Below are 21,827 nucleotides of genomic sequence, written 5' to 3'. Positions count from 1 at the left end.
ATCCCCTTCACTGCCAGAGGAGTTGAAATGGGCCGAGTCATCGTCACCGTGGACCTGGACGTCTGTCAGGACCACGGGCAGTGTGTGTTCGCCGCGCCGGACATCTTCCGGCTCGACGGCGAAGGGCACCTCGCGTACGTCGACTCGCCCGACGAATCGCTGCGCGCCGACGCGGAGGACGCGGCCGACGTCTGCCCGCTGCAGGCCATCCGGGTCGAGGGCTAAGGCCCGAGCATGGCGGCACCGGCAGCGGCACCGGCACATGCACCCGGAGCGGCCTCGGCGGCGGCGGTGGGGATCGCCGTCGTGGGCGCCTCCCTGGGCGGGCTGCGCGCGGCGGAGCAGCTGCGGGCCGCGGGATGGCGGGGAGCGATCACCGTGTTCGGGGACGAGCCCCACCTCCCGTACAACAGGCCGCCGTTGTCCAAGCAAGTTCTCGCGGGCGAGGTGCCCGCCGGTGCCACCCGATTGCGCCGCCGCCCCAGCGTCGAGGACGTCGAATGGCGTCTGGGCGTGGCGGTCGCGTCCGCCGATCTGGCCGCGCGCACGCTGACGCTGGCCGATGGTTCGGCGTACGTGTACGAGGGTCTCGTGGCCGCGACGGGGGTGCGGCCACGACGACTCCCGCTCACCGGGGGCCCGCCCCGGCACGTCCTCCGCACGCTGGAGGACTCGGCGGCTCTGGCCGCCGGGCTGGTGGCGGGCGCCCGGGTGCTGGTCATCGGCTCCGGTTTCATCGGCTGCGAGGTGGCGGCGACCGCGCGTACGGCGGGCTGCGACGTGACGGTCGTCGCGCCGGAGGCCGAGCCGATGCTCCTCGCGGTCGGCGAGGACCTCGCCCGGGCGCTGCGGCGCCGCCACGAGGCGCGAGGCGTACGCTTCCTGATGGGCCGCTCGACGGTCGAATTCACGCCTCACTCGGCAGTGTTGGACGACGGCACCGAGGTCCCGGCCGACCTGGTCGTGGAGGCGGTGGGCTCACGGCCCAACACCGAATGGCTGGCGGCGACCCCCGGACTGGATCTGACCGACGGGGTGCTCTGCGACGCCCACCTGCGCGTCGGAGGCCTCCCGCACGCGGTAGCCGTCGGCGACGTCGCCCGCTTCCCGAACCCGCGCTACGGCCCCGTGCCGCGCCGCGTCGAACACTGGTCGGTCCCCGGCGACACCGCCCGCCACGCGGCCCGCACCCTGGTCGCGGGCCTGACCGGCACCGCCCGGCCCGACCCCGCCCCCTTCGCCCCGCTCCCGTCCTTCTGGAGCGACCAGTACGCACTGCGCCTGCAGTCCTTCGGCCAGCCCTCCCTCGCCGACCACTGCCACCTCCTGCAAGGCGACCCGACCGCCCCCGAAGGCGACCTGCTCTACGCCTACTACCAAAACGAACACCTGATCGCCATAACCGCCCTGGGCGGCCCCACAGCAACGACCGCGGCATCCCACCACCGCGCCCACCTGCTACCACTCCCCGAACCAACACCCTGACCCAACACCCCGCCCACCGCCACACAGGCGACCCGGCTCCTCAGCGGAGCGCCGGTGGCAGCCGGCCCACCCAGTGGCGCAGCAGCAGGCGAGGGGCGTGGCGGGTGAGCCACGCCGTGGTGAGGCCGATCGTGGCGCCGGCGGCGACGTCGGTCGGGTAGTGGGCGCCGGACTGTACGCGTTCGACGGCGACCATGGCGGCCGGTACCGCGCACAGCCCGCCGGCGAGCGGCCAGCTCGGGATGACGGCCGCGGTGAAGGCCACGGCGGCGGCGGTGTGTCCGGAGGGGAAGGACGAGGACTCGGAGCGGTCTTCGACGTCGTCGTGGGGGATCCACTCCTTGGGCGGCCGGGGTCTGTCCACGAGCTGCTTGCCCACGCCGTTGGAGACGAGCTGCGCCACGGCCATGGACGCGAGGCCCGCGACAGCGGCCGTACGGCCCCGGCGGCCGCCCGTGCAGGCCATCACCGCGGCCGCGCCCCACCACAGCTTCGTGCTCTCCGCCATCTCCTCCACCGCCGACAGCGCCCGGTGAAGGCCGGGCGGCGCACCGGCGGCGATCCGCTTGGTCAGGTGACGGTCTACCTGATGTGTTTTTGCCAGCAAGCCCATGACCAGCGAGTATCCCGTTGATCATCAGCCATGCCCGCGCGAAACGGGAACGGGACGGGACGGGAACGGAACGGGACGGAACGGGAAACGGAAAGGCAGCACCCCCGCACGGGTGCTGCCTTTCCATCGCGAACCGGAACCGCCGCCGCATCGGTACTGAGGGTCGGGGACGCGGCGACGGTCCCGGGGTCGGGCCGGGGCCCGTACGGGCCCCGGAAACTGCGGGCTACCGGTGGTCGCTGCCCACCGAGTGGGACGCCGCGCGGCCGGCCTCCAGGCGGGCCACCGGGATGCGGAACGGCGAGCAGGAGACGTAGTCCAGGCCCACCTCGTGGAAGAAGTGCACGGACTCCGGGTCGCCGCCGTGCTCGCCGCAGACGCCGAGCTTGAGGTCGGGGCGCGTGGCGCGGCCGGCCTCGACCGCGTCCTTCACCAGCTTGCCGACGCCGTCCTTGTCGATCGTCTCGAAGGGGGAGACACCGAAGATGCCCTTTTCCAGGTACGCCGTGAAGAAGCTCGCCTCCACGTCGTCCCGCGAGAAGCCCCAGACGGTCTGCGTGAGGTCGTTCGTGCCGAAGGAGAAGAACTCGGCGGCCTCCGCGATCTGGTCGGCCGTCAGCGCGGCGCGCGGCAGCTCGATCATCGTGCCGAGGGCCAGCTTCAGCTCGACGCCGGTGGTCTCCTGGACCTCCGCGATGACCTGCTCGGCCTCCTCGCGGACGATCTCCAGCTCCTGGACGGTGCCGACGAGCGGAATCATGATCTCCGCGCGCGGGTCGCCCTTGGCGGTCTTCCGCTCAGCCGCGGCCTCCGCGATGGCGCGCACCTGCATGGTGAACAAGCCCGGGATGACGAGGCCGAGGCGTACGCCGCGCAGGCCCAGCATCGGGTTCTGCTCGTGCAGGCGGTGCACGGCCTGGAGGAGGCGCAGGTCGTTCTCGTTGGCGTCCTTGCGGGACTCGGCGAGCGCGACGCGGACGGACAGCTCCGTGATGTCGGGCAGGAACTCGTGCAGCGGCGGGTCGAGCAGCCGGACCGTCACCGGCAGGCCGTCCATCGCCTCGAACAGCTCCACGAAGTCGCGCTTCTGCAGCGGCAGGAGCTCCTTCAGGGCGTCCTCGCGCTCCTCGTCGGCGTCGGCGAGGATCAGCCGCTCGACCATCTCGCGGCGCTCACCGAGGAACATGTGCTCGGTGCGGCACAGGCCGATGCCCTGCGCGCCGAAGCGGCGGGCCCGCAGCGCGTCTTCCGCGTTGTCCGCGTTGGCGCGGACCCGGAGCCGGCGCACCCGGTCCGCGTACGCCATGATCCGGTGCACGGCGGCGACCAGCTCGTCGGCGTCGTCGGCGCCCGCGTGCATGCGGCCCTCGAAGTACTCGACGACGGGGGAGGGCACCACCGGTACCTCGCCGAGGTAGACCTTGCCCGTCGAGCCGTCGATGGAGACGACGTCGCCCTCCTCGACGACGGTGTCGCCCACCGTCATCCGGCGGCGCTTGGTGTCGACCTCCAGCTCCTCCGCGCCGCAGACACAGGTCTTGCCCATGCCGCGCGCCACGACCGCCGCGTGCGAGGTCTTGCCGCCGCGCGAGGTCAGGATGCCCTCGGCGGCGATCATGCCGTCGAGGTCGTCGGGGTTGGTCTCGCGGCGGATCAGGATGACCTTCTCGCCGGAGCGCGACCACTTGATGGCGGTGTACGAGTCGAAGACGGCCTTGCCGACCGCGGCACCCGGCGACGCGGCGATGCCGCGACCCAGCTGCTCGACCTTGGCGCTCTCGTCGAAGCGGGGGAACATCAGCTGCGCGAGCTGCGCGCCGTTGACGCGCTGGAGCGCCTCGGCCTCGTCGATCAGACCCTGGTCGACGAGCTGCGTCGCGATGCGGAAGGCTGCACCGGCGGTGCGCTTGCCGACGCGGGTCTGCAGCATCCACAGCTGGCCGCGCTCGATGGTGAACTCGATGTCGCACAGGTCCTTGTAGTGCGTCTCGAGGGTCTCCATGATCTGCATGAGCTGGTCGTACGACTTCTTGTCGATCTGCTCCAGATCGGCGAGCGGCACGGTGTTGCGGATGCCCGCGACGACGTCCTCGCCCTGCGCGTTCTGGAGGTAGTCGCCGTACACGCCCTGGTGGCCGCTGGCCGGGTCGCGGGTGAACGCGACGCCCGTGCCGGAGTCGGGGCCGAGGTTGCCGAAGACCATCGAACAGACGTTGACGGCCGTGCCGAGGTCGTGCGGGATGCGCTCCTGGCGGCGGTAGAGCTTGGCGCGGTCGGTGTTCCACGACTCGAAGACCGAACGGATCGCGAGGTCCATCTGCTCGCGCGGGTCCTGCGGGAAGTCCCGCCCGGCCTCCGTCTTGACGATCTTCTTGAACTTGGTGACCAGCTTCTTGAGGTCGGCGGCCTCCAGGTCGGTGTCGACCGTGACCTTCTTGGCCTCCTTGGCCTTCTCCAGCGCGTCCTCGAAGAGGTCGCCGTCGACGCCGAGGACGGTCTTGCCGAACATCTGGATGAGCCGGCGGTACGAGTCCCACGCGAAGCGGTCGTCGCCGGACTGCTTGGCGAGGCCGGTCACGGACTTGTCGGAGAGCCCGATGTTCAGGACGGTGTCCATCATGCCGGGCATCGAGAACTTGGCGCCCGAGCGCACCGAGACGAGCAGCGGGTCGTCGGCCTGGCCGAGCTTCTTGCCCATCTTCTTCTCGAGGGCGTCGAGGTGCGCACTCACCTCGTCGCGCAGCTCGACGGGCTCCTCGCCGCTGTCGAGGTACGTCTTGCAGGCCTCGGTGGTGATGGTGAAGCCCGGGGGGACGGGCAGCCCGAGGTTGGTCATCTCGGCGAGGTTCGCGCCCTTCCCGCCGAGCAGGTCCTTGAGGTCCTTGTTGCCTTCGGTGAAGTCGTAAACGAACTTAACGCCCTCACTCGTGTGAGCTACGTGGGGATCTTTGTTTTCCGACACGGGTCTCGGCTCCTCGAGGACTCGGTGGCTGCCCTGACGGCCAGGAACATACCCAGATCGAAGGCACCTGGGTACGTCCACTTGTGCGTCATACGGCCGTAACCACCCGTCCGCCGCTAGATCGAAAGTGACTCGGCAGTAGCGGGGGAGGGAAGCGTGACTTCAAGACTTGAACTCACGACCCGCGTAGAACCCCTAAAACGCTCAGATGAGCGGACTGAACTCAGATGTGAGTTCACCTCATGAATGATCGAGCAGTGGCACTGAGTGCCACCCCTTGGAGAAGTGCAGTCGGCCGTGAAGCGCTCATCTGAGCGCAAGGCCTATCAGGGGTGGCGAGAATCACGCCGTTTGAAGGGGCTGGATGTCAGCATCCGGACCTCCGCGGAGGGGGCGGGGCCGCCTTCGCGGGCGATTCGCGCGCCGCGCTACACGCCGAGCGCGACGAGCCGGTCCTCGACCCGTTCCGGGGCGTACAGGTGCTCGACCACGAGCTTTCCCGCGCCGATGAGCGCCGCGTGCTCGCCCAGGCGCGAGGTGACCACCTCCAGGTGGGCCGTGGAGCGCGGCAGCGCGCGCTGGTAGAGCAGCTCGCGGACGCCCGTCAGGAAGGGGGTTCCGGCCAGATCTCCGGCGATCATCAAAACGCCCGGGTTCAGCAGCGTCACGACCGTCGCCAGGACCTCCCCGACGTGCCGCCCGGCCTCCCGCGCGAACCCCACGGCGACCGGGTTCCCCGCCTCCAGGAGGCGTCGCACGTCCGAGCCGGACGCCGCGGGTACGCCCGCCTCCGTCAGCCGGCGGGCCACGGCGCGCCCGCTGGCCACGGCGGCCAGACAGCCGTACGAGCCGCACTTGCAGAGCGCCCCCGCGCCCTCGGGCACCCGAATATGCCCGATGTCGCCGGCACCCCCGTCGATGCCCCGGTAGACCTCGCCGCCGACGACGACCCCGGCCCCGATACCCGTGGACACCTTGACCAACGCGAAGGCCGAACAGTCCGGGTAGTGGGTGCGCTGCTCCCCGTACGCCATGAGGTTGGCATCATTGTCGACAACCACCGGCACCTCGGCGTCCACCCCGACGGTCCCCCTACCGGACCCGCCGCCCGCCCGTTCGACGAGCCCGTCACCCCCCACCCCCTCGGCGAACGCCCGGCGCAGTCGCCCCCTTATGTCGTAGCCGTCCCAGCCCGGCATGATCGGTGGCTGGACGACGCGGCCCGTTCCGCTGTCCACGGGGCCCGGTACGGCGAGGCCCATGCCGCATACCGAAGCGGGCGAGTGTCCCGTTTCGCGCAGGAGTTCGCCGAAGCGAATGCCGAGTTCGCCGAGGACCGCGTCGGGGCCTGCCTCGATGGCGAGGGGTGTCGACCGTTCGGCGAGGATCTCGCCGCCGAGGGTCAGCAGGGCGGTGCGGGCGTGCCGGGTCTCCAGGGCGGCGGCGAGGACGACGGCGTGCGTGTCGTCGAACTCCAGCCGGCTCGCGGGCCGCCCCCCGAGCGGCGAGTCCACCGGCGCCCCGGCCCCCTCCCGCAGCCACCCCGCGCGGAAGAGCCGGTCGAGCCGCTGCCCGACGGTGGCCCGGGACAACCCGGTGACCTGCTGGAGGGCGCCCCGGGTGGTGGCGCGGCCGCTGCGCACGAGGTGCAGCAGGTCTCCGGCGCCGCCGGAGGTGGCGCCGGTTCGCATCCGTCCGCGGCCTGCCGTGTGCATGCGCCCTCCCGCGCTCGTCCGCTCCTTGTGCGCCCCAACTCCACGTTACATAGTGGGTTTTGCGTGCTGAGTAGACGTAACTCTAGGGTGAAGTGAACTGAACTGACAGGGCGTCGAGTCTTCCCGGGAGGACCGCGTGGACCGCAGTACGACCACCTGGCCCGCCGCTCACCGTGCCGCCGCCCGGCGGCGGATGCTGCGGGAGCGGGCGGCCGAGGTGCTGCGGGCCAACTGGACGGGCACGTCGACCGTCCCGTCCCGCGCCCTCTACCCCCACCAGTGGTCCTGGGACTCGGCCTTCATCGCGATCGGCCTGCGCCACCTCTCGCCGCTGCGCGCCCAGTCCGAGCTGGAGACGCTCCTCGCCGCCCAGTGGGGCGACGGCCGCGTCCCGCACATCGTGTTCGACGACGCCGTCCCGCTCGACGCGTACTTCCCGAGCCCCGACTTCTGGCGCTCCACGACGGCGGGCCGCCCGGCCGGCGCACCCCGTGACGTGCAGACCTCCGGCCTCGTGCAGCCGCCGGTGCACGCGCTCGCCGCCTGGCTGGTGCACCGCGCGGACCCCGGACTGTCCAGGGCCCGCTCCTTCCTCGCCCGCCTCCATCCGCGCCTGGCCGCCTGGCACCGCTATCTGCTGTCCGCCAGGGACGCGGGCGGCGCGGGCCTCGCCGCCGTGCTGCACCCCTGGGAACAGGGCATGGACAACAGCCCCTGCTGGGACGGCCCGCTGAGCCGCGTCGAGCCCGCCGAACCGGGCACCTACCGCCGCGCGGACCTGGCCCACGGGGCGCCCGAGGACCGGCCGACGGACCTGGACTACGGCAGGTACGTGCGGCTGGCGGCCGACTACCGGGACCGGCGGTACGCGGACGACGCGGGCCTCGGCGCCTTCTCGGTCGAGGACCCCGCCTTCAACGCGCTGCTCATCACGTCCGAGTACGCGCTCGCCCGGATCGAGGACGAATTGGCGGCCGAGGGAGCCGTGTTGACGCATGACCCGGATGAGCGACGGGCCCGTGCTCAGGCGCTGACCGGGGCCCTCGTGAGCCGCCTCTGGGACCCGCGCCGCGAACTCTTCCTCTGCCGCGACCTGCGCGCCCCCGGCCCGCACGGGGAACTCGTCGCCGAGCGCGGCGTCGCCGGTCTCGTCCCCCTCGTCCTGCCCGCGCTGCCGCCCGGCATCGCCGCGGCCCTGGTGCGCACCGCGTGCGGCCCGCACTTCGGGCTCGGCGGCCCGGCGCGCCTCGTGCCGAGCTACGACCTCACGGGGCACGCCTTCGACCCGCGGCGGTACTGGCGTGGGCCCGCCTGGTTCAACACCAACTGGCTCCTGGTGAAGGGGCTGCGGCTGCACGGCGCACACGTGCGGGCCGACGCACTGCGGGACGCGCTGCTCGACGCGGCGCTCACCTCCGGGTTCGCCGAGTACGCCGACCCGTACACCGCCCGGGGGAGCGGCGCCCGCGGCTTCGGCTGGACCGCGGCGCTCGCGCTGGATCTGCTGCTCGACGACGTCCGGGGCGAGCGGGCCGGGCCCTCCGGAGGAGAGGTGTGGGCATGAGTGATCGGCATCGGCTGCTGGTGCGGGGGCGGACGTTCGCGGCCGTCGGCACGGGCGGCGACATCAGCGGCGTCGGCGCCGCGCGTGGCGGCGGTGCGGGACCGGACGGCCTGTTCGTGCGGGACGCGCGGCATCTCAGCCGCTGGCAGCTGACCGTCGACGGGGCCGTCCCCGAGGTCCTCACGCCCGTGGACACGTCCGGCGCGGCGGGCGGCACGGCGCGCTGCGTCCTGGTGCCGCGCGGCAGCCGCCTGGAACCTCCCGCATACACCGTCTTCCGTGAACAGGCCGTCGCGGACGGCGTGTTCGTCGAGTCCCTGCGGGTCCTGAGCAACCGCCCGGTGCCGACCCGGGTGGGGCTCGCGCTGACCGTGGACGCCGACTTCACCGACCAGTTCGAGCTGCGCGCCGATCACCGCACGTACGCGAAGCCGGGCGCCGTCAGGTCACGGCGGCCGCTCGACGCGGGCGAGGGCGTCGAGTTCACCTACCGGCGGGGCGAGTGGCGTTCCCGTACGACGGTGACGGCCGACCCGGCACCCGACGGCATCGAGGAGACCGGGACCGGTGCGCGGCGCCTCGTATGGACGCTGGAGCTCGACCCGCACGCCTCGGCGGAGGTGGCACTGCGTGCCGCCGCGCAGCCGCACGGAGAGCCCCCGCCGCACGCGCCCGCTTCCGCCGCCGAGGCCGGGCGCCGACTCGCCGCGATCGAGGCGGAGTACGCGTCCGGCGTCGCGTTGCCCACCGCCTGGCCGGAGCTCGCGGCGGCCTGCGCGCGTGGCCTCGCGGACCTCGCCGTGCTCCAGGTCCCGGCGAAGGGCCCCGACGGCGAGGATCTCCAGGTGCCCGGCGCCGGAGTGCCCTGGTTCCTCACGCTCCTGGGCCGCGACGCCCTGCTGACCTCCCTCTTCGCGCTGCCCTACCTGCCGCGCCTGGCCGCCGCGACGCTGCCCGCGCTCGCCGCGGCGCAGGCCACGGAGGCCGTGGCCGACGCGGTCGCCCAGCCGGGCAAGATCGTCCACGAGGTGCGGCACGGCGAGCTCGCGCACTTCGGACAGGTGCCGTTCGGCCGCTACTACGGCTCGGTCGACGCGACCCCGCTCTTCCTGGTGCTCCTCGGCGCCTACACGGAACAGACCGGCGACGGCACGCTCGCCCGCCGCCTGGAGCCGCACGCCAGGGCCGCCGTCGGCTGGCTGCTCGACCACGGCGGGCTCACCTCGCGCGGCTACCTCGTCTACCGCGCGGACGAGGGCGGCCTCGCCAACCAGAACTGGAAGGACTCGCCCGGCGCGATCTGCTCCGCCGACGGCAGCGGGGCGACGGGACCCGTCATGGCGGCGGGCGCGCAGGGCTACGCGTACGACGCCCTGCGGCGCACCGCCCGACTCGCGCGGACCGTCTGGGACGACAAGGTGTACGCGGACCTGCTCACACAGGCGGCGGCCGACCTGCGGGACCGCTTCCAGCGGGACTTCTGGATGCCGGACCGCGACTTCCCCGCGCTCGCCCTCGACGGCGAAGGACACCGGCTCGACGCGCTCGCCTCGGACGCGGGCCACCTGCTCTGGTCCGGGCTGCTCGACAAGGAGTACGGCGAGACGGTGGGCCGCCGCCTCCTGGAGCCCGACTTCTTCTCCGGCTGGGGCGTACGGACGCTCGCGGCCGGACAGCCCGCCTTCCACCCCCTCTCCTACCACCGCGGCTCGGTGTGGCCGCACGACAACGCCCTGATCGCGCTGGGCCTCGCCCGCTACGGCCTGCACGACGAGGCCCGCACGGTGGCCCGCGCCCTGGTCTCCGCGGCCACCACGGCGGACGGCCGCCTCCCGGAGGTCCTCGCGGGCTACGACAAGCACACCCACCCGACCCCGGTCCCGTACCCCCACTCCTGCATCCCGGAATCCCGCTCGGCGGCGGCCCCCCTGGCCCTGCTGACGGCCGTGGGCGGTGCGTGACCTCAGTCGTCGATCCCCGACCGCTCCACCCCCGCCACGATCCACCGCTGGAAGAACAGGAACACCACCAGGAGCGGGACGATCGAGACCGCTGCCGCGACGAACAGTTCGTGCAGGCGGATGACCTGGGACGTCGTGAAGGTGGCGAGGGCCACCTGGACCGTCCATGCGTCGCGGTCCTGGCCGATGACCAGGGGCCACAGGAAGGAGTTCCACGCGCCGATGAACACGATCGTGCCGACGGCCGCGAAGACGGGGCGGGAGTTGGGGACGACCACGCGCCAGTACGTGCGCCAGTAGCCGAGCCCGTCGACCCGCGCCGCGTCCTCCAGCTCCCTGGGGAAGCCCAGGAAGTACTGGCGGAAGACGAAGCAGGCGAACGCGGAGAACAGGGTCGGGACGATCAGGCCGCGCAGGGTGGAGACCCAGCCGAGCGACGAGACCAGGACGAAGCTCGGGACGAAGGTGACGGCGGCCGGGACCATCATCGTGCCGAGGATCGCGTAGAAGACCCGGTCGGCGTGGCGGTAGGGGATGCGGGCCAAGCCGTAGCCCGCGAGAGAGGCCAGGACGAGGGTGCCGAGCGTCGTCGCGACGGCGATCAGCGACGAGTTGAGCAGCGCGCGGGCCATCGGCACGGCAGGGTCGGCGAAGAGCTCGGAGAGGTTCGACCAGTGCAGCGTCGAGGGGAAGAACGTCCAGTCGGGGGAGGTGATGTCGTCCTCGGACGCGAGGCCGTTGCGGACGAGGAGATAGAAGGGGATCAGGAACAGCAGCGCGAGGGCGACGAGCAGGACGACGCGCAGAGCGCGCCCCACGCGGACCAGGGCGTCGTCCATGGGCGGCCTGTTCGCGGAAGGGGAAGGGGGAGGGGGAGGGGGCACGGGACTCAGTCCTCCTTTCTGCCGAGGCCGAACCAGCGCGCCTGGCCGACCGTCACCACCGCGATGATCAGCGCGAGGAGCACCGCGCCCGCGCTGCCGAGGCCGAGGTTCTGCTCCCGGCCGAGCGCCGTGTAGTAGAGGTAGACGAGCGGTGGACGGGCGTGGGGCGGATAGCCGCTGGAGGTCGAGAGCAGGTTGTAGAACTCGTCGAAGGCCTGAAAGGCGTTGATGACGAGGAGCAGCGTGACGGCGACCGAGGTCGCGCGCAGCTGCGGGAGCGTGATGTGGCGCAGGACCTGCCAGCCGGGCCGCGCCCCGTCCACGGCGGCCGCCTCGTAGAGGGTGGGGGAGATGCGCTGCAGGCCCGCCAGGAACAGGATCATGTAGAAGCCCGCCTGGAGCCAGAGCCGCACGGTGACGATGACCAGCCAGTACCAGGGCGGTTCCGTCGTCGAGAGCCAGGCGATCTGCTCGGCGCCGAACCAGTCGAGGACGGTGTTGGCGAGCCCGAACCGCACCCCGTTGAAGATCGACAGCTTCCAGATCAGCGCCGCCACGACGTAGCTGCACGCCGCCGGGAGGAAGAAGACGGACCGGAAGAACGCCTGGGCGCGCCGCATCCGGTTCACCATCAGGGCGAGCGCGAGCGACAGCACGAAGGTCGTCGGGACGATGAACGCCGAGAAGACCGCGAAGGTGACGAGGCTGTCGGTGAACGCCTCGTTCCGCAGCATCGACGTGTAGTTGTCGAGGCCGACGAAGTCGTCGGGCGAGACGGTGTTGTGGGCGTCGAAGAAGCTGAGGTACACGCTCCAGGCGAGCGGCACATAGGTGAAGAGGGCCAGGCCGAGCGCGAAGGGGCCGACGAACACCCAGAACCAGAGGGTGCGGTTCTGGGTGCCGAGGAGCCGGCTCTTCACGGGAGCGCTGCTCTTCGCGGGGGCGCTGCTCTTCACGGGGGCACCGCTCCCGACGCGGGTGCGGCTCACGACTTCTTCCTGACCCGGTCCAGCTCCGCCCGCACCTTCCGTACGACGGACTTGAGCTCGCTCTCGGGATTCGCGCCGGACTTGATGATCCGGCTCAACGCGTCCTGGTACGCGGTGCGGCTCGCCGGCGTCCACAGCAGCGGCTCGGAGTAGCCGTTCTCCGTGGAGTAGCGCACGGCGTCCGCCGCCGGGCCCTCCTTCAGCTTGTCGGCCTTCTTCGCGAGGGAGAGCCTGGCCGGGATGTGGAAGCCGTAGGAGAGCGCGAAGTCCTCCTGGTACTCCGTCCTGTCGATCCACAGCCACTTCAGGAAGTCCTTCGCCTCCTTCTTGTGGTCGCTGCGGGCGCTCACCGCCGCGCCGTACGACCCGACGGGCAGCGACGCCTTGCCGTCCGGGCCGTCGGCGGGCAGCGCGAGGACACCGAAGTCGTCGCCCAGCTCCTCCTTCACCGCGGGCAGCGCCCACAGCCCGCACCACTGCATGGCGGTCAGCTCCTGCACGAACGCGGACGGGTCCGACCAGTCGGCGGGCGCGCCGAGCAGCAGCGACTTGTCCGCGTACAGCTGGCGCAGCTTGCCGAGGGTGCGGGCGGCCGCCGGGTCGTCGAAGCCGACCTTCCCGTCGTCGGTGACGGAGGAGAGGCCCGCCGCGTACAGGGGCGTGACGCCGAGGGCGCCCGCGCCGCCGTCGTTGCCGAGGAAGAGGCCCTTCACGTCCTTCGTGGTGAGCGCCTTCGCCGCGTCGACCAGCTCGTCCAGGCTCTCCGGCGGCCGCACCCCGGCGTCGTCGAGCAGGCTCTTGCGGTAATAGAGCAGGTGCATGTCGACGACCTGCGGAATCGCCCAGATCTTTCCGTCGTACGTCTTGGGGGCGAGCACGGCCGGATTGAAATCGTCCCGCACGCCTTCGAACAGGTCGGTGAGGTCGACTACCTGGCCGCCCCGGATCTGGTCCAGGGAGGGGCCGTTGACCTCGAAGACGTCGGGGCCGGAGTCCGTGAGCAGCGCCGCCGCGGTCTGCTCGTCGTAGTTGCCCGGACGCCACTGGACGCTGACGTCCGCCTTCTCGTACGCGGCGGCGTACCGCTTCACGGCCTGCTCGGTGCCCGCCTCGCCGTACTGGTGGTACCACTGCGCGAGCCGCGGGCCCTTGCCGCCCGAGCCGCCGCCGTCGCGCCCTGTGTTGGACCCGCACGCGGTGAGCAGCCCGAGCGCCGCACCCGTCGCACCTGTCCCGAGAAGTGTCCTGCGGCTGATGGCCATGCTGGTCGTCCCCCTGCGTGACGTAGGTGTGTGCCGGGCCCAACGATCAACCATGCGGCGGGATTACGACAGGGGTGTTGCGGCCGAGTGTCACCCTTCGGACACGCTCCGGCAGGGCGGCGTAGGTACGCCGCGTCAGCGGGCCGTCAAGGTGGGCCCGTGGCGTGTAAGCGGCGCGTCAAGGGCGACGACGCGGTCCGGCGTACCGTCGTACCGTGCCGCACATGGGACACAACAGGACGAGACGGGGCGCCGCGCGGGCCGCTGGGGCGCGCGGCGAGGCGGGCGCGCGCTCAGGGACGGAGGCGCCCTACGGGCCGGGGACCCCGTACGCGACCGTGGCGGACCGCGGCTGGGCGGCCGACGTGCGGACCGCCGCCTTCTGCGCGCTCGGACTCTTCGGGCTCGTCCTCTTCATCGACTGGGCCGGCGGCACCCTCGCCCCCGTTCGCCTCTGCCTCTGGGCCCCGCTCTCCGTGCTGCTCTACCTGGTGCTGCACCCCGTACGGGTGACCGCGGGCCCCGGCTGGCTCGCGGTACGGGGCCTCGGGCGCCGCAAGCACGTCTGCACCGGCCTGCTGACCGCCGTGCGGCACCGCGAGGGCGTCGCCGCCCGGCTGGTCCTGTGCGACTCGCTCGGCAACCGCGTCGAGCTCGACCCGCGCGTCCTCGTCGACAACCCCCTCCTCCTGCACCGCCTCGACACCGGCGCCCGCGCCGCGCGGGAGGCCGGGCTGCTCAGGACGGGCTGTGCCGAGCTGCGGCGGCTCACCGAGCGCGCCGACGGGGCGGCGGCGAAGGCCGTCTTCGAGGCGTCGGACCTGCACTGAAAGGCAGGCGACCTCCGCTGGAAGGCAGGCTCCGAGGGACTTCGGCGCCGGGCATCCCACCCGTGGCACAGTTTCAGGTGTGGACATCGCATCCCGCGCCGACCTCGACGTGCTCCTCCGCCGCTTCTACACGGCGGCCTTCGCCGACCCGCTGATCGGCCCCTTCTTCACAGAGATCGCAGGCACCGATCTCGACGCGCACCTGCCGCGCATCACCGACTTCTGGGAGCGGGTACTCCTGCGCACCGCCGCGTACCGGCGCGACGCGTTCACCCCGCACGCCGCGCTGCACGCGGTGCGCCCGCTCACCGCCGAGCACTTCGGCCGCTGGGTCCAGCTGTGGCACGCCTCCGTCGACGGACTGCACCGGGGCCCGGCCGCGGACCGCGCGAAGGCACAGGGGGAGCGGATCGCGCTCGCCCTGCTCCGGCGTCTCGGCGGCGGGCACGCGCCCACCTCCGGGGACGGCCACGGCTTCATCCCGCTGGCGGCGCTGGAGCTGCGCAGGGCGGCGTGAGCGGGGCTTGCTCTGTGGCGCGAATTGTCCGCCGTTCAGGCCTCTTGGCTACGTCTCAGCCCTTGAGCACGTCGTACCGCACGCCCGTCAGCCCCTCGGACGCCGCCCAGAGCCGTTCGCCCGCCACGTCGTTCAGCGTCCACGTCGCCCGCCACGACCGTGTGGGCGCCCCGCGGAACCCGAGGGGGCCCGGCCCGGTGAACGAGTCGGGCCGCACGCCGGGCGCCGTCGCCGCGTACAGCGTGGGCAGCGCCCCGGCCGTGGCGGGCTGCGCGACGAACCGGTTGCCGAGCGCCATGAAGCGCTCGGTGCCCCTGCGGCCCATCATCCTCGGGCCCGCGCTCTGCAGGTTGGTCGAGGCGTAGCCGGGGTGGGCGGCGGCCGCGACGGTGTCGGCGCCGGTGGCGGCGAGGCGGCGCGCCAGCTCGTGGACGAAGAGGAGGTTGGCCGTCTTGGAACGGCCGTAGGCGAGCCAACGGCGGTAGTTGCGCTCGCTGTTGAGGTCGCCGATGTCGATGTTGCCGAGCGCGTGCAGACCGGACGACACGGTGACGACGCGTGCGCCGGGGGTCTCCAAGAGGCGGGGGAGCAGCAGCCCCGTGAGCGCGAAGTGCCCGAGGTGATTGACGCCGAACTGCGTCTCGAAGCCGTCCGCGGTGCGGCGGTGAGGGAGCGCCATCACGCCCGCGTTGTTGATCAGCAGGTCCAGGCGCGCGCTGTCGTACGCGTCCGCGAACCGTCGTACGGACGCCAGGTCGCCGAGGTCGAGCGGTGCGAACTCGGCGTGGGCGCCCGGCACTTCGCCGAGCAGGCGGTCGACCGCCGCGCGCCCGCGTTCCTCGCTCCGGCAGGCGAGGAGCACACGTGCGCCGCGGCGGGCCAGTTCGCGTGCGGTCACGTAGCCGATGCCGCTGTTCGCGCCGGTGACCACGGCCGTGCGGCCGCTCTGGTCCGGGATGTCGTTCGCGGTCCACGCCGCCATGCCAGGGCTCCCTCGCCTCGACTTCTCGCTCCGGGGCACGTCGTGTTACCCAGGGTAGGCCGTGCGGGGGAGCCTACGGCAGCGGCGGGCGGCTCGTGGCGGCCGGGTCGCGGCGGGCGGCTCGTGGCGGGGGTGGTCCTCAGGCCGAGGCGCCGCCGTCGATCACCAGGTCCGCGCCGACCACCGAGCCGGACTCGTCGGAGGCCAGGTACAGGACCGCCGCGGCGACCTCCTCGGTCGTCGACACGCGGCCCAGCGGCGTCGACTCCTTCATGCGGGCCGCCCGGCCGGCCTCGGTCTCGCCAGGACGGAGCGACATGGTGGTGTCGGACGAGCCCGGGCTGACGGTGTTGATGCGGATGCCGTCCCGGATGTGCTCGGCGGCGGCCGCGCGGCTCAGCGCGGCGACGGCGGCCTTGGTCGCCCCGTAGGCCGCCGTGCCCGGCACGCTGGTGTGCGCGCCGAGGTTCGACGCGATGTTCACGATGGCGCCGCCCGCGGGCTGCGTGCGCATCTGCTTCACCTCGGCCTGGAGGGCCAGCAGGACGCCGGTGACGTTGATGTCGAGCATCGTGCGCCAGTCCTCCTCGGGCAGGTCGGCGACCGGCTGCCCGGCGCGCAGGACGCCCGCGTTGTTCACGGCGACGTCCAGGGAGCCGAAGCGGTCGACGGTGGCGGCGACGAGCGCGGCGAGGTCGGCGGAGCGGGAGACGTCGGCGGTGACGGCGAGGGCCTTGCCCCCGGCGTTCTCTATGAGCGCCGCGGTCTCCTTCAGGGGGCCCTCGGTACGCCCGGCGACGACGACGTCTGCGCCCTCGGCGGCGAAGGCGAGGGCGATGGCCCGGCCGAGACCGGAGCCGCCGCCGGTGACGAGGGCGGTGCGGCCGGCGAAGCGGGAGCGGGCGGCGGAAGCAGTCATGACAGCTCTTTTCTTGACCGATCGGTTCAGTATAAGAACAAATAAAAAGGGCGGGCGGCCCCGGCCCTCAGTCGAGCAGGGCCAGGGCCTGCTCCACCGCGTCCCGCACCCGCGCGGGATCCGCGGAGGCCTTGCCGACCACCCGCAGGCCCTGCGTCACGACGAGCAGCGTGCGGGCGAGCGCCAGCGGGTCGCGGTCCTCGGGCAGCTCGCCCTGCGCCTGTGCGCGGACGAGTGCGGAGTGCAGCAGGGTCTCGATGTGGTCCCAGCTCCGCTCGACGCCGCGGGCGGCCGCCTCGTCGTGCGGGCCGAGCTCGGCCGCGGTGTTGGTGACGAAACACCCGGCCATGCGGCCCTCCTCGGAGGTGGCCTCCGCGGCGAAGCGGCGCAGCACCGCGCGCACGGCGGGCAGTGCGGGGCCCGGCTGCGCGAGCTCCGCGAGCAGCAGCGGCCGCTGGAGCTCGCCGTACCTCTCCAGTGCCTTCAGGTACAGCTCGTGCTTGTTCCCGAAGGTCGCGTAGATGCTGGCGCGTCCGATGCCGAGCGCCTCGACGAGGTCCGCCATCGACGTCGCCTCGTAGCCACGCCGCCAGAACAGCTCCAGGGCCGACTGCAGCGCGGCGTCCGGATCGAATTCCTTGGTCCTGGCCACGAGGGGAACGTTACGTCTTTCTGGAACGACCGGTCAAGGCAAATTCCGGAATGAGCGGTCAAGTTGTCAGGCGATGCGGACCGGGTGCACCGCCACCGACACCTCATCGTCGTCCAGGCACCGCCCCGTCTCCAGGTCGAACCGCTGCTTCAGGAGCGGCGATGCGACGAACGGCCGTCCCCGCTCCGTCCCGAGCAGCCCCCGGGAGAGGACCGCGGCGCCCGTGAACGGGTCCCGGTTGTCGATCGCGTACGTACGTCCCTCGCGGTCGAGGAAGAGCGCGGCCTGCCGGCCGTCGGGCAGCAGGGCGGCGAGACCCCGCCCCGGCATCAGCTGCGTACGGTCGCAGATCTCCAGCCAGTCGTCTTCCAGGCGCAGTTGGACGCTGGCGGACGTCGATTCGCTCATCGTGTGGCTCCTTCCAGGGGGCGGGGGCTGATGGACAGCAGGGGGAGGTCCGGCTTGATCTGGTCGCGCTCCGGGACGAAGCCCACCGTGGGGTCGGGCACGCCCGGCGCGTTCACGAAGGACACGAAGCGCGCGAGGCGCTCCGGGTCGTCGAGGGTCTCGGCCCACTCGTCGCGGTAGTGCGTGACGTGGGCGGCCATCAGCGACTCCAGCTCGTCGCAGATGCCGAGCGAGTCGTGGACGACGACGTCGCGCACGTGGTCGAGGCCGCCGTCGATCCGGTCCAGCCAGGCGGCGGTGCGCTCCAGACGGTCGGCGGTGCGGATGTAGAACATCAGGAACCGGTCGATCAGGCGCACCAGTTCGGCGTCGCTCAGGTCCTGCGCGAGCAGGTCCGCGTGGCGCGGGGTGGCGCCGCCGTTGCCACCGACGTACAGGTTCCAGCCGCTCGCCGTGGCGATCACGCCGAAGTCCTTGGACTGGGCCTCGGCGCACTCGCGGGCGCACCCGGAGACCGCCGACTTCAGTTTGTGGGGCGCCCGCAGCCCGCGGTACCGCAGCTCCAGGTCGATGGCCATGCGCACGGAGTCCTGCACGCCGTACCGGCACCAGGTCTGTCCCACACACGACTTCACGGTGCGCAGCGCCTTGCCGTATGCGTGGCCCGACTCGAAGCCCGCGTCCACCAGCCGCGCCCAGATCACCGGCAGCTGCTCGACGCGCGCGCCGAAGAGGTCGATGCGCTGCCCGCCGGTGATCTTCGTGTAGAGGCCGAAGTCCCGCGCCACCTCGCCGATGACGATCAGCTTCTCCGGTGTGATCTCGCCGCCGGGGATGCGGGGCACCACCGAATAGGAGCCGTTCTTCTGGAGGTTGGCGAGGAAGTGGTCGTTGGTGTCCTGGAGCGCGGCCTGCTCGCCGTCGAGGACGTAGCCGCCCGCGCCGATCGTCGGCGCAAGGGACGCGATGATCGAGCCGACCGCCGGCTTGCACTCGTCGCAGCCCTCGCCGCCACGCGCCTCCTCGCGGCCGTGGGCGTCGAGGAGTTCGCGGAAGGAGGTGATGCGCAGGGCGTGGATGATCTCGTACAGCTCCTGGCGGGTCTGCCCGAAGCAGCCGCACAGCCCGCCGTCACCGCTCTTGGGGAGGAGCTGCCCGATCACCTTCAGGCAACTCCCGCAGCCCGTACCGGCCTTGGTGCACTTCTTCACCTCGGGCAGCGAGGAGCAGGCGCAGATCTGGTCCTTGGTGACGTTGTGGCAGTTGCAGATCACCGCCGAGCCGGGCAGCGCCTCCGGGCCGAGCGCGACGGGGGCGCCCGCGCCCGCGGGCAGCACCAACTGCTCGGCGGGCACCGGCGGCACGGAACCGGTGAGCGGGCGCAGCAGCCCGTACGCGTCCGCGTCACCGACCAGGATCCCGCCGAGCAGCTCGCCGCCGGGCGCCATCACCAGCTTCTTGTACGTCCCCGAGCGCGAGTCGGTGTAGACGACGTCGAGGCAGCCCTCCGCCGTGCCGTGCGCGTCGCCGAACGAGGCCACGTCGACACCGAGGAGCTTCAGCTTGGTGGAGAGGTCGGCGCCGGTGAAGCTCGCCTCGCGGGAGGCGATGGCGGCCGCCGCCGTCTGCGCCATCTCGTAGCCGGGCGCGACCAGGCCGTAGACACGGCCGTCCGCCGCGAGGGCGCACTCGCCGATCGCGTACACGTGCGGGTCGCTGGTGCGGCACTGCTCGTCGACCGCGATGCCGCCGCGCTCACCGACCTCCAGGCCGTGCTCGCGGGCGAGCTGGTCGCGCGGCCGTACGCCCGCGGAGAACACCACCAGATCCGTGGCGACCTCGCTGCCGTCGGACAGCTTCATGCCGGTCACGGCGCCGTCCTCGCCCGTCACGATCTCCTGCGTGCCGGTGCCGGTGTGCACGGTCAGACCCATGCCGGTGATGGTCCGCAGGAGCGCGGCGCCACCGCCCTCGTCGACCTGCACCGGCATCAGCCGCGGCGCGAACTCCACGACGTGCGTGCTGAGTCCGAGACCCTTCAGGGCGCCCGCCGCCTCCAGGCCGAGCAGCCCGCCGCCGACGACCGCGCCGGTCGTGGCGCGCCGCTTCGCGTACTCCTCGATGGCGAGCAGGTCCTCGATGGTGCGGTAGACGAAACAGCCCGTCGCGTCCTTGCCGGGCACCGGCGGCACGAAGGGGTAGGAGCCGGTCGCGAGCACGAGCGTGTCGTACGCGAAGACGGCGCCGGAGCGCGCGGTGACCGTCCTGACCTCGCGGTCGAAGCTCTCCGCCGCGTCGCCCACGTACAGCTCGATGCCGTGCTCGTCGAGGAACGCCCGGTCGGTCATGGAGAGTTCGTCGGGCGTGCGGCCCGAGAAGTACGAGGTGAGCTGCACCCGGTCGTAGGCGGGGCGCGGCTCCTCGCACAGGACCACGATCCGGTGGCTCGCCGTGAGGCCCTGCTCGGCGGCGGCCTCCAGGAACCGCTGGCCGACCATGCCGTGCCCGACGAGTACGAGGGTGGGGCGGGAGTGCGGGGTCTGTGCGGGCGTGGTCATGTCAGCGGCCTCCGTCGTAAGCGAGCAGGTGGAGCAGGGGGCTGTCGTCGTCGGGCAGCGGGTCGTCGGACTCCCAGGCACGGGCCAGCGCGCCGACCGCGCCCAGCTCGCCGAGCAGGACACCGCCGACGAGCCGGCCGCCGCGGACGACGACCTTGCGGTACGTGCCGCGGGTGGCGTCGGCGAGCTGGATGACGTCGTCGTCGGGGCGCGGCTCCGGGTCGCCGAAGGCCGCGAGGTCCAGCGGGCCCGGGCCCGGCAGGGTGAGGCGCGTGAGGGTGCGGGTGCCGGTGTACGGGCGGGCGGCGTCCGGAGCGGCGGGTTCGCGGGCGAGCGCCGCGGCGAGCGCGTCGGCCTGCTCCACGGCGGGCGTCGCCAGACCGTAGACGCGGCCCGCGTGCTCCGCGCAGTCGCCGACCGCCCGGATGTGCGGGTCGGACGTCCGCAGCAGGTCGTCCACGACGATGCCGCGGCGCACGTCGAGACCGGCGGCCTGCGCGAGGCCCGTGCGGGGGCGCACCCCGCAGGCGAGGACGGTCAGATCGGTGTCCAGCAGAAAGCCGTCGGCGAGCTCCACCCGGCGTACGGCGCCGTCGGTGACGCCGACCCCGCGCACCCGGCACTCGGTGTGCACCTCCACCCCGAGATCCGTCAGGTGCCGGCGCACCAGCTCCGACGAGGTCGGGTCGAGGTGCCGCTCCATGAGCCGCTCGGCCTGCTGGGTCAGCACGACCTGGGCGCCGCGCCGGGCCAGCGCGCGGGCCGCCGACACCCCGAGGAGGCCGCCGCCGATGACGACGGCGCGGACGCCCGGCGTCACGGCCGCGGACAGGGCGAGACAGTCGTCCATGGTCCGGAACGCGTGCACGCCGCCCGGGAGCTCGTGGGCCCCCGGCGCGAACAGGCCCCGCAGCGGCGGCAGGACCGGGTTCGAGCCCGTCGCGAGGACGAGCGTGCCGTACGGGACGACGCTGCCGTCCGCGCAGTGCACCCGCCGCTCGGCGCGGTCGACGCGGACCACGCGCGTGCGGAGCACGGACCCCGGCGGGCTCGGCAGGGTGATCACGTCCGGCCCGTACCGGCCCGCGAGGACCTCGGCGAGCAGCACGCGGTTGTACGGGGGGTGCTCCTCCTCGCCGATCAGGACCGTGCCGGCGCCGAGGCGCTGCGCGACGCGGGTGCCGGCGAGGCCCGCGCCGATCACCACGACACCGGGGCCCGGTGCGGGGCCGGGGGGCGTCGGCTGCGCTGAGGAGGTCATGTCCCGCAGCCTGCGGGGCGGGTGTTACCCGGCCGGGGCCGGGTTGTTTCCCTGGGGGAACGGTGTGCTCAGCGGGTGCCTTCGGCTTGTGTGAGGGGGTTCCTGGCCCGCCGCTTCGCGGCGGATGTCTCCCACCCGCCCACCCGTTTGCCCCGCACCGCGCCCTTGCCGTAGGGGCCCCTCGCTTAACCCCCGTTGAGGTCTTCCTCAAGGGCGCCTTAAGGATCGTACGAACGCCTCTGACCAGCGCCTTCTCGCCTCTCCC

The 21,827-nt window shown here is 72.7% G+C and carries 18 protein-coding genes; 6 read left to right on the top strand and 12 right to left on the bottom strand.

The features are described 5' to 3' along the window. Positions 1 to 27 precede the first annotated feature (27 nt). Positions 28 to 225, top strand: coding sequence for a ferredoxin (locus tag ACH4D5_RS01880; protein WP_362996863.1), 198 nt, complete (start codon positions 28 to 30; stop codon positions 223 to 225). A 9-nt stretch (positions 226 to 234) separates the two neighbouring features. Continuing rightward, entirely contained in the window at positions 235 to 1,485 is a 1,251-nt protein-coding gene (locus tag ACH4D5_RS01875) for an NAD(P)/FAD-dependent oxidoreductase (RefSeq protein WP_398297529.1), read from the top strand. A gap of 40 nt (positions 1,486 to 1,525) precedes the next feature. Here the strand turns inward: ACH4D5_RS01875 and ACH4D5_RS01870 are convergent, their stop codons facing one another. The 3 genes from ACH4D5_RS01870 to ACH4D5_RS01860 form a co-directional block, all read right to left on the bottom strand. Next, positions 1,526 to 2,098: a phosphatase PAP2 family protein gene (locus ACH4D5_RS01870; protein WP_398297527.1), complete on the bottom strand. Its 573-nt coding sequence runs from the start codon at positions 2,096 to 2,098 to the stop codon at positions 1,526 to 1,528. 226 nt (positions 2,099 to 2,324) lie between these two features. After that, on the bottom strand, positions 2,325 to 5,060 hold the full coding sequence (gene ppdK / locus ACH4D5_RS01865; RefSeq protein WP_398297525.1) for a pyruvate, phosphate dikinase: 2,736 nt from the start codon (positions 5,058 to 5,060) through the stop codon (positions 2,325 to 2,327). A 428-nt stretch (positions 5,061 to 5,488) separates the two neighbouring features. After that, the gene (locus ACH4D5_RS01860; protein ID WP_398297523.1) at positions 5,489 to 6,775 is read right to left on the bottom strand and encodes an ROK family protein; all 1,287 of its coding nucleotides are present in this window, start codon (positions 6,773 to 6,775) and stop codon (positions 5,489 to 5,491) included. A gap of 193 nt (positions 6,776 to 6,968) precedes the next feature. On the opposite strand from ACH4D5_RS01860, the gene ACH4D5_RS01855 reads away from it, so the two are divergent. Continuing rightward, positions 6,969 to 8,339, top strand: a complete 1,371-nt coding sequence (locus ACH4D5_RS01855; protein WP_398298493.1) for an MGH1-like glycoside hydrolase domain-containing protein — start codon at positions 6,969 to 6,971, stop codon at positions 8,337 to 8,339. Next, positions 8,336 to 10,300: a glycogen debranching N-terminal domain-containing protein gene (locus tag ACH4D5_RS01850; RefSeq protein WP_398297521.1), complete on the top strand. Its 1,965-nt coding sequence runs from the start codon at positions 8,336 to 8,338 to the stop codon at positions 10,298 to 10,300. The genes ACH4D5_RS01855 and ACH4D5_RS01850 overlap by 4 nt, the downstream gene beginning before the upstream one ends. A 2-nt stretch (positions 10,301 to 10,302) precedes the next feature. On the opposite strand, the gene ACH4D5_RS01845 is transcribed toward ACH4D5_RS01850, so the two are convergent. Genes ACH4D5_RS01845 through ACH4D5_RS01835 form a run of 3 tightly spaced genes read right to left on the bottom strand, consistent with a single transcriptional unit; the run spans position 10,303 to position 13,435 of the window. Next, positions 10,303 to 11,139: a carbohydrate ABC transporter permease gene (locus tag ACH4D5_RS01845; RefSeq protein ID WP_398297519.1), complete on the bottom strand. Its 837-nt coding sequence runs from the start codon at positions 11,137 to 11,139 to the stop codon at positions 10,303 to 10,305. 50 nt (positions 11,140 to 11,189) lie between these two features. Further along, positions 11,190 to 12,140, bottom strand: coding sequence for a carbohydrate ABC transporter permease (locus ACH4D5_RS01840; protein ID WP_398298491.1), 951 nt, complete (start codon positions 12,138 to 12,140; stop codon positions 11,190 to 11,192). Positions 12,141 to 12,169: 29 nt separating this feature from the next. Continuing rightward, complete coding sequence (locus ACH4D5_RS01835) at positions 12,170 to 13,435, bottom strand: ABC transporter substrate-binding protein (RefSeq protein WP_398297517.1); 1,266 nt, start codon at positions 13,433 to 13,435, stop codon at positions 12,170 to 12,172. A 224-nt stretch (positions 13,436 to 13,659) separates the two neighbouring features. On the opposite strand from ACH4D5_RS01835, the gene ACH4D5_RS01830 reads away from it, so the two are divergent. Both ACH4D5_RS01830 and ACH4D5_RS01825 read left to right on the top strand, forming a co-directional pair. Then, positions 13,660 to 14,265, top strand: a complete 606-nt coding sequence (locus tag ACH4D5_RS01830) for a hypothetical protein (RefSeq protein WP_398297515.1) — start codon at positions 13,660 to 13,662, stop codon at positions 14,263 to 14,265. Positions 14,266 to 14,344: 79 nt separating this feature from the next. Further along, positions 14,345 to 14,782 carry a group III truncated hemoglobin gene (locus ACH4D5_RS01825; protein ID WP_398297513.1) on the top strand — a complete coding sequence of 146 codons (438 nt, stop codon included), beginning with the start codon at positions 14,345 to 14,347 and terminating at the stop codon, positions 14,780 to 14,782. 55 nt (positions 14,783 to 14,837) lie between these two features. Here ACH4D5_RS01825 and ACH4D5_RS01820 read toward each other — a convergent pair whose 3' ends face one another. The 6 genes from ACH4D5_RS01820 to ACH4D5_RS01795 form a co-directional block, all read right to left on the bottom strand. After that, entirely contained in the window at positions 14,838 to 15,764 is a 927-nt protein-coding gene (locus ACH4D5_RS01820) for an oxidoreductase (RefSeq protein WP_398297511.1), read from the bottom strand. Between the two features lie 139 nt (positions 15,765 to 15,903). Continuing rightward, positions 15,904 to 16,683, bottom strand: coding sequence for an SDR family NAD(P)-dependent oxidoreductase (locus ACH4D5_RS01815; RefSeq protein ID WP_398297509.1), 780 nt, complete (start codon positions 16,681 to 16,683; stop codon positions 15,904 to 15,906). Positions 16,684 to 16,750: 67 nt separating this feature from the next. After that, positions 16,751 to 17,335 carry a TetR/AcrR family transcriptional regulator gene (locus ACH4D5_RS01810; RefSeq protein ID WP_398297507.1) on the bottom strand — a complete coding sequence of 195 codons (585 nt, stop codon included), beginning with the start codon at positions 17,333 to 17,335 and terminating at the stop codon, positions 16,751 to 16,753. A gap of 66 nt (positions 17,336 to 17,401) precedes the next feature. Beyond that, positions 17,402 to 17,743 (bottom strand): nitrite reductase small subunit NirD, encoded by a 342-nt coding sequence (nirD, locus tag ACH4D5_RS01805; RefSeq protein WP_398297505.1) that lies wholly within the window; start codon positions 17,741 to 17,743, stop codon positions 17,402 to 17,404. After that, positions 17,740 to 20,301 (bottom strand): nitrite reductase large subunit NirB, encoded by a 2,562-nt coding sequence (gene nirB / locus ACH4D5_RS01800; protein WP_398297503.1) that lies wholly within the window; start codon positions 20,299 to 20,301, stop codon positions 17,740 to 17,742. Before nirB ends, nirD begins: the two co-directional genes overlap by 4 nt. Before the next feature lies 1 nt (position 20,302). After that, positions 20,303 to 21,562: an NAD(P)/FAD-dependent oxidoreductase gene (locus ACH4D5_RS01795; protein ID WP_398297501.1), complete on the bottom strand. Its 1,260-nt coding sequence runs from the start codon at positions 21,560 to 21,562 to the stop codon at positions 20,303 to 20,305. Positions 21,563 to 21,827: the final 265 nt, after the last annotated feature.

The sequence above is a fragment of the Streptomyces sp. NPDC018029 genome (assembly GCF_044327655.1).
GTDB lineage: Bacteria > Actinomycetota > Actinomycetes > Streptomycetales > Streptomycetaceae > Streptomyces.
Note: the sequence above shows the minus strand (reverse complement) of the source record. Positions and strands in the feature narration are given on the sequence as shown.

Coding starts and splice junctions, on each gene's coding strand:
- ACH4D5_RS01845 (WP_398297519.1), bottom strand. CDS start 11,139: ATGGACGACGCCCTGGTCCGCGTGGGGCGCGCTCTGCGCGTCGTCCTG.
- ACH4D5_RS01795 (WP_398297501.1), bottom strand. CDS start 21,562: ATGACCTCCTCAGCGCAGCCGACGCCCCCCGGCCCCGCACCGGGCCCC.
- ACH4D5_RS01880 (WP_362996863.1), top strand. CDS start 28: ATGGGCCGAGTCATCGTCACCGTGGACCTGGACGTCTGTCAGGACCAC.
- ACH4D5_RS01815 (WP_398297509.1), bottom strand. CDS start 16,683: ATGACTGCTTCCGCCGCCCGCTCCCGCTTCGCCGGCCGCACCGCCCTC.
- ACH4D5_RS01820 (WP_398297511.1), bottom strand. CDS start 15,764: ATGGCGGCGTGGACCGCGAACGACATCCCGGACCAGAGCGGCCGCACG.
- ACH4D5_RS01855 (WP_398298493.1), top strand. CDS start 6,969: ATGCTGCGGGAGCGGGCGGCCGAGGTGCTGCGGGCCAACTGGACGGGC.
- ACH4D5_RS01870 (WP_398297527.1), bottom strand. CDS start 2,098: ATGGGCTTGCTGGCAAAAACACATCAGGTAGACCGTCACCTGACCAAG.
- ACH4D5_RS01830 (WP_398297515.1), top strand. CDS start 13,660: ATGGGACACAACAGGACGAGACGGGGCGCCGCGCGGGCCGCTGGGGCG.
- nirD (WP_398297505.1), bottom strand. CDS start 17,743: ATGAGCGAATCGACGTCCGCCAGCGTCCAACTGCGCCTGGAAGACGAC.
- ACH4D5_RS01850 (WP_398297521.1), top strand. CDS start 8,336: ATGAGTGATCGGCATCGGCTGCTGGTGCGGGGGCGGACGTTCGCGGCC.
- ACH4D5_RS01875 (WP_398297529.1), top strand. CDS start 235: ATGGCGGCACCGGCAGCGGCACCGGCACATGCACCCGGAGCGGCCTCG.
- ACH4D5_RS01835 (WP_398297517.1), bottom strand. CDS start 13,435: ATGGCCATCAGCCGCAGGACACTTCTCGGGACAGGTGCGACGGGTGCG.
- nirB (WP_398297503.1), bottom strand. CDS start 20,301: ATGACCACGCCCGCACAGACCCCGCACTCCCGCCCCACCCTCGTACTC.
- ACH4D5_RS01860 (WP_398297523.1), bottom strand. CDS start 6,775: ATGCACACGGCAGGCCGCGGACGGATGCGAACCGGCGCCACCTCCGGC.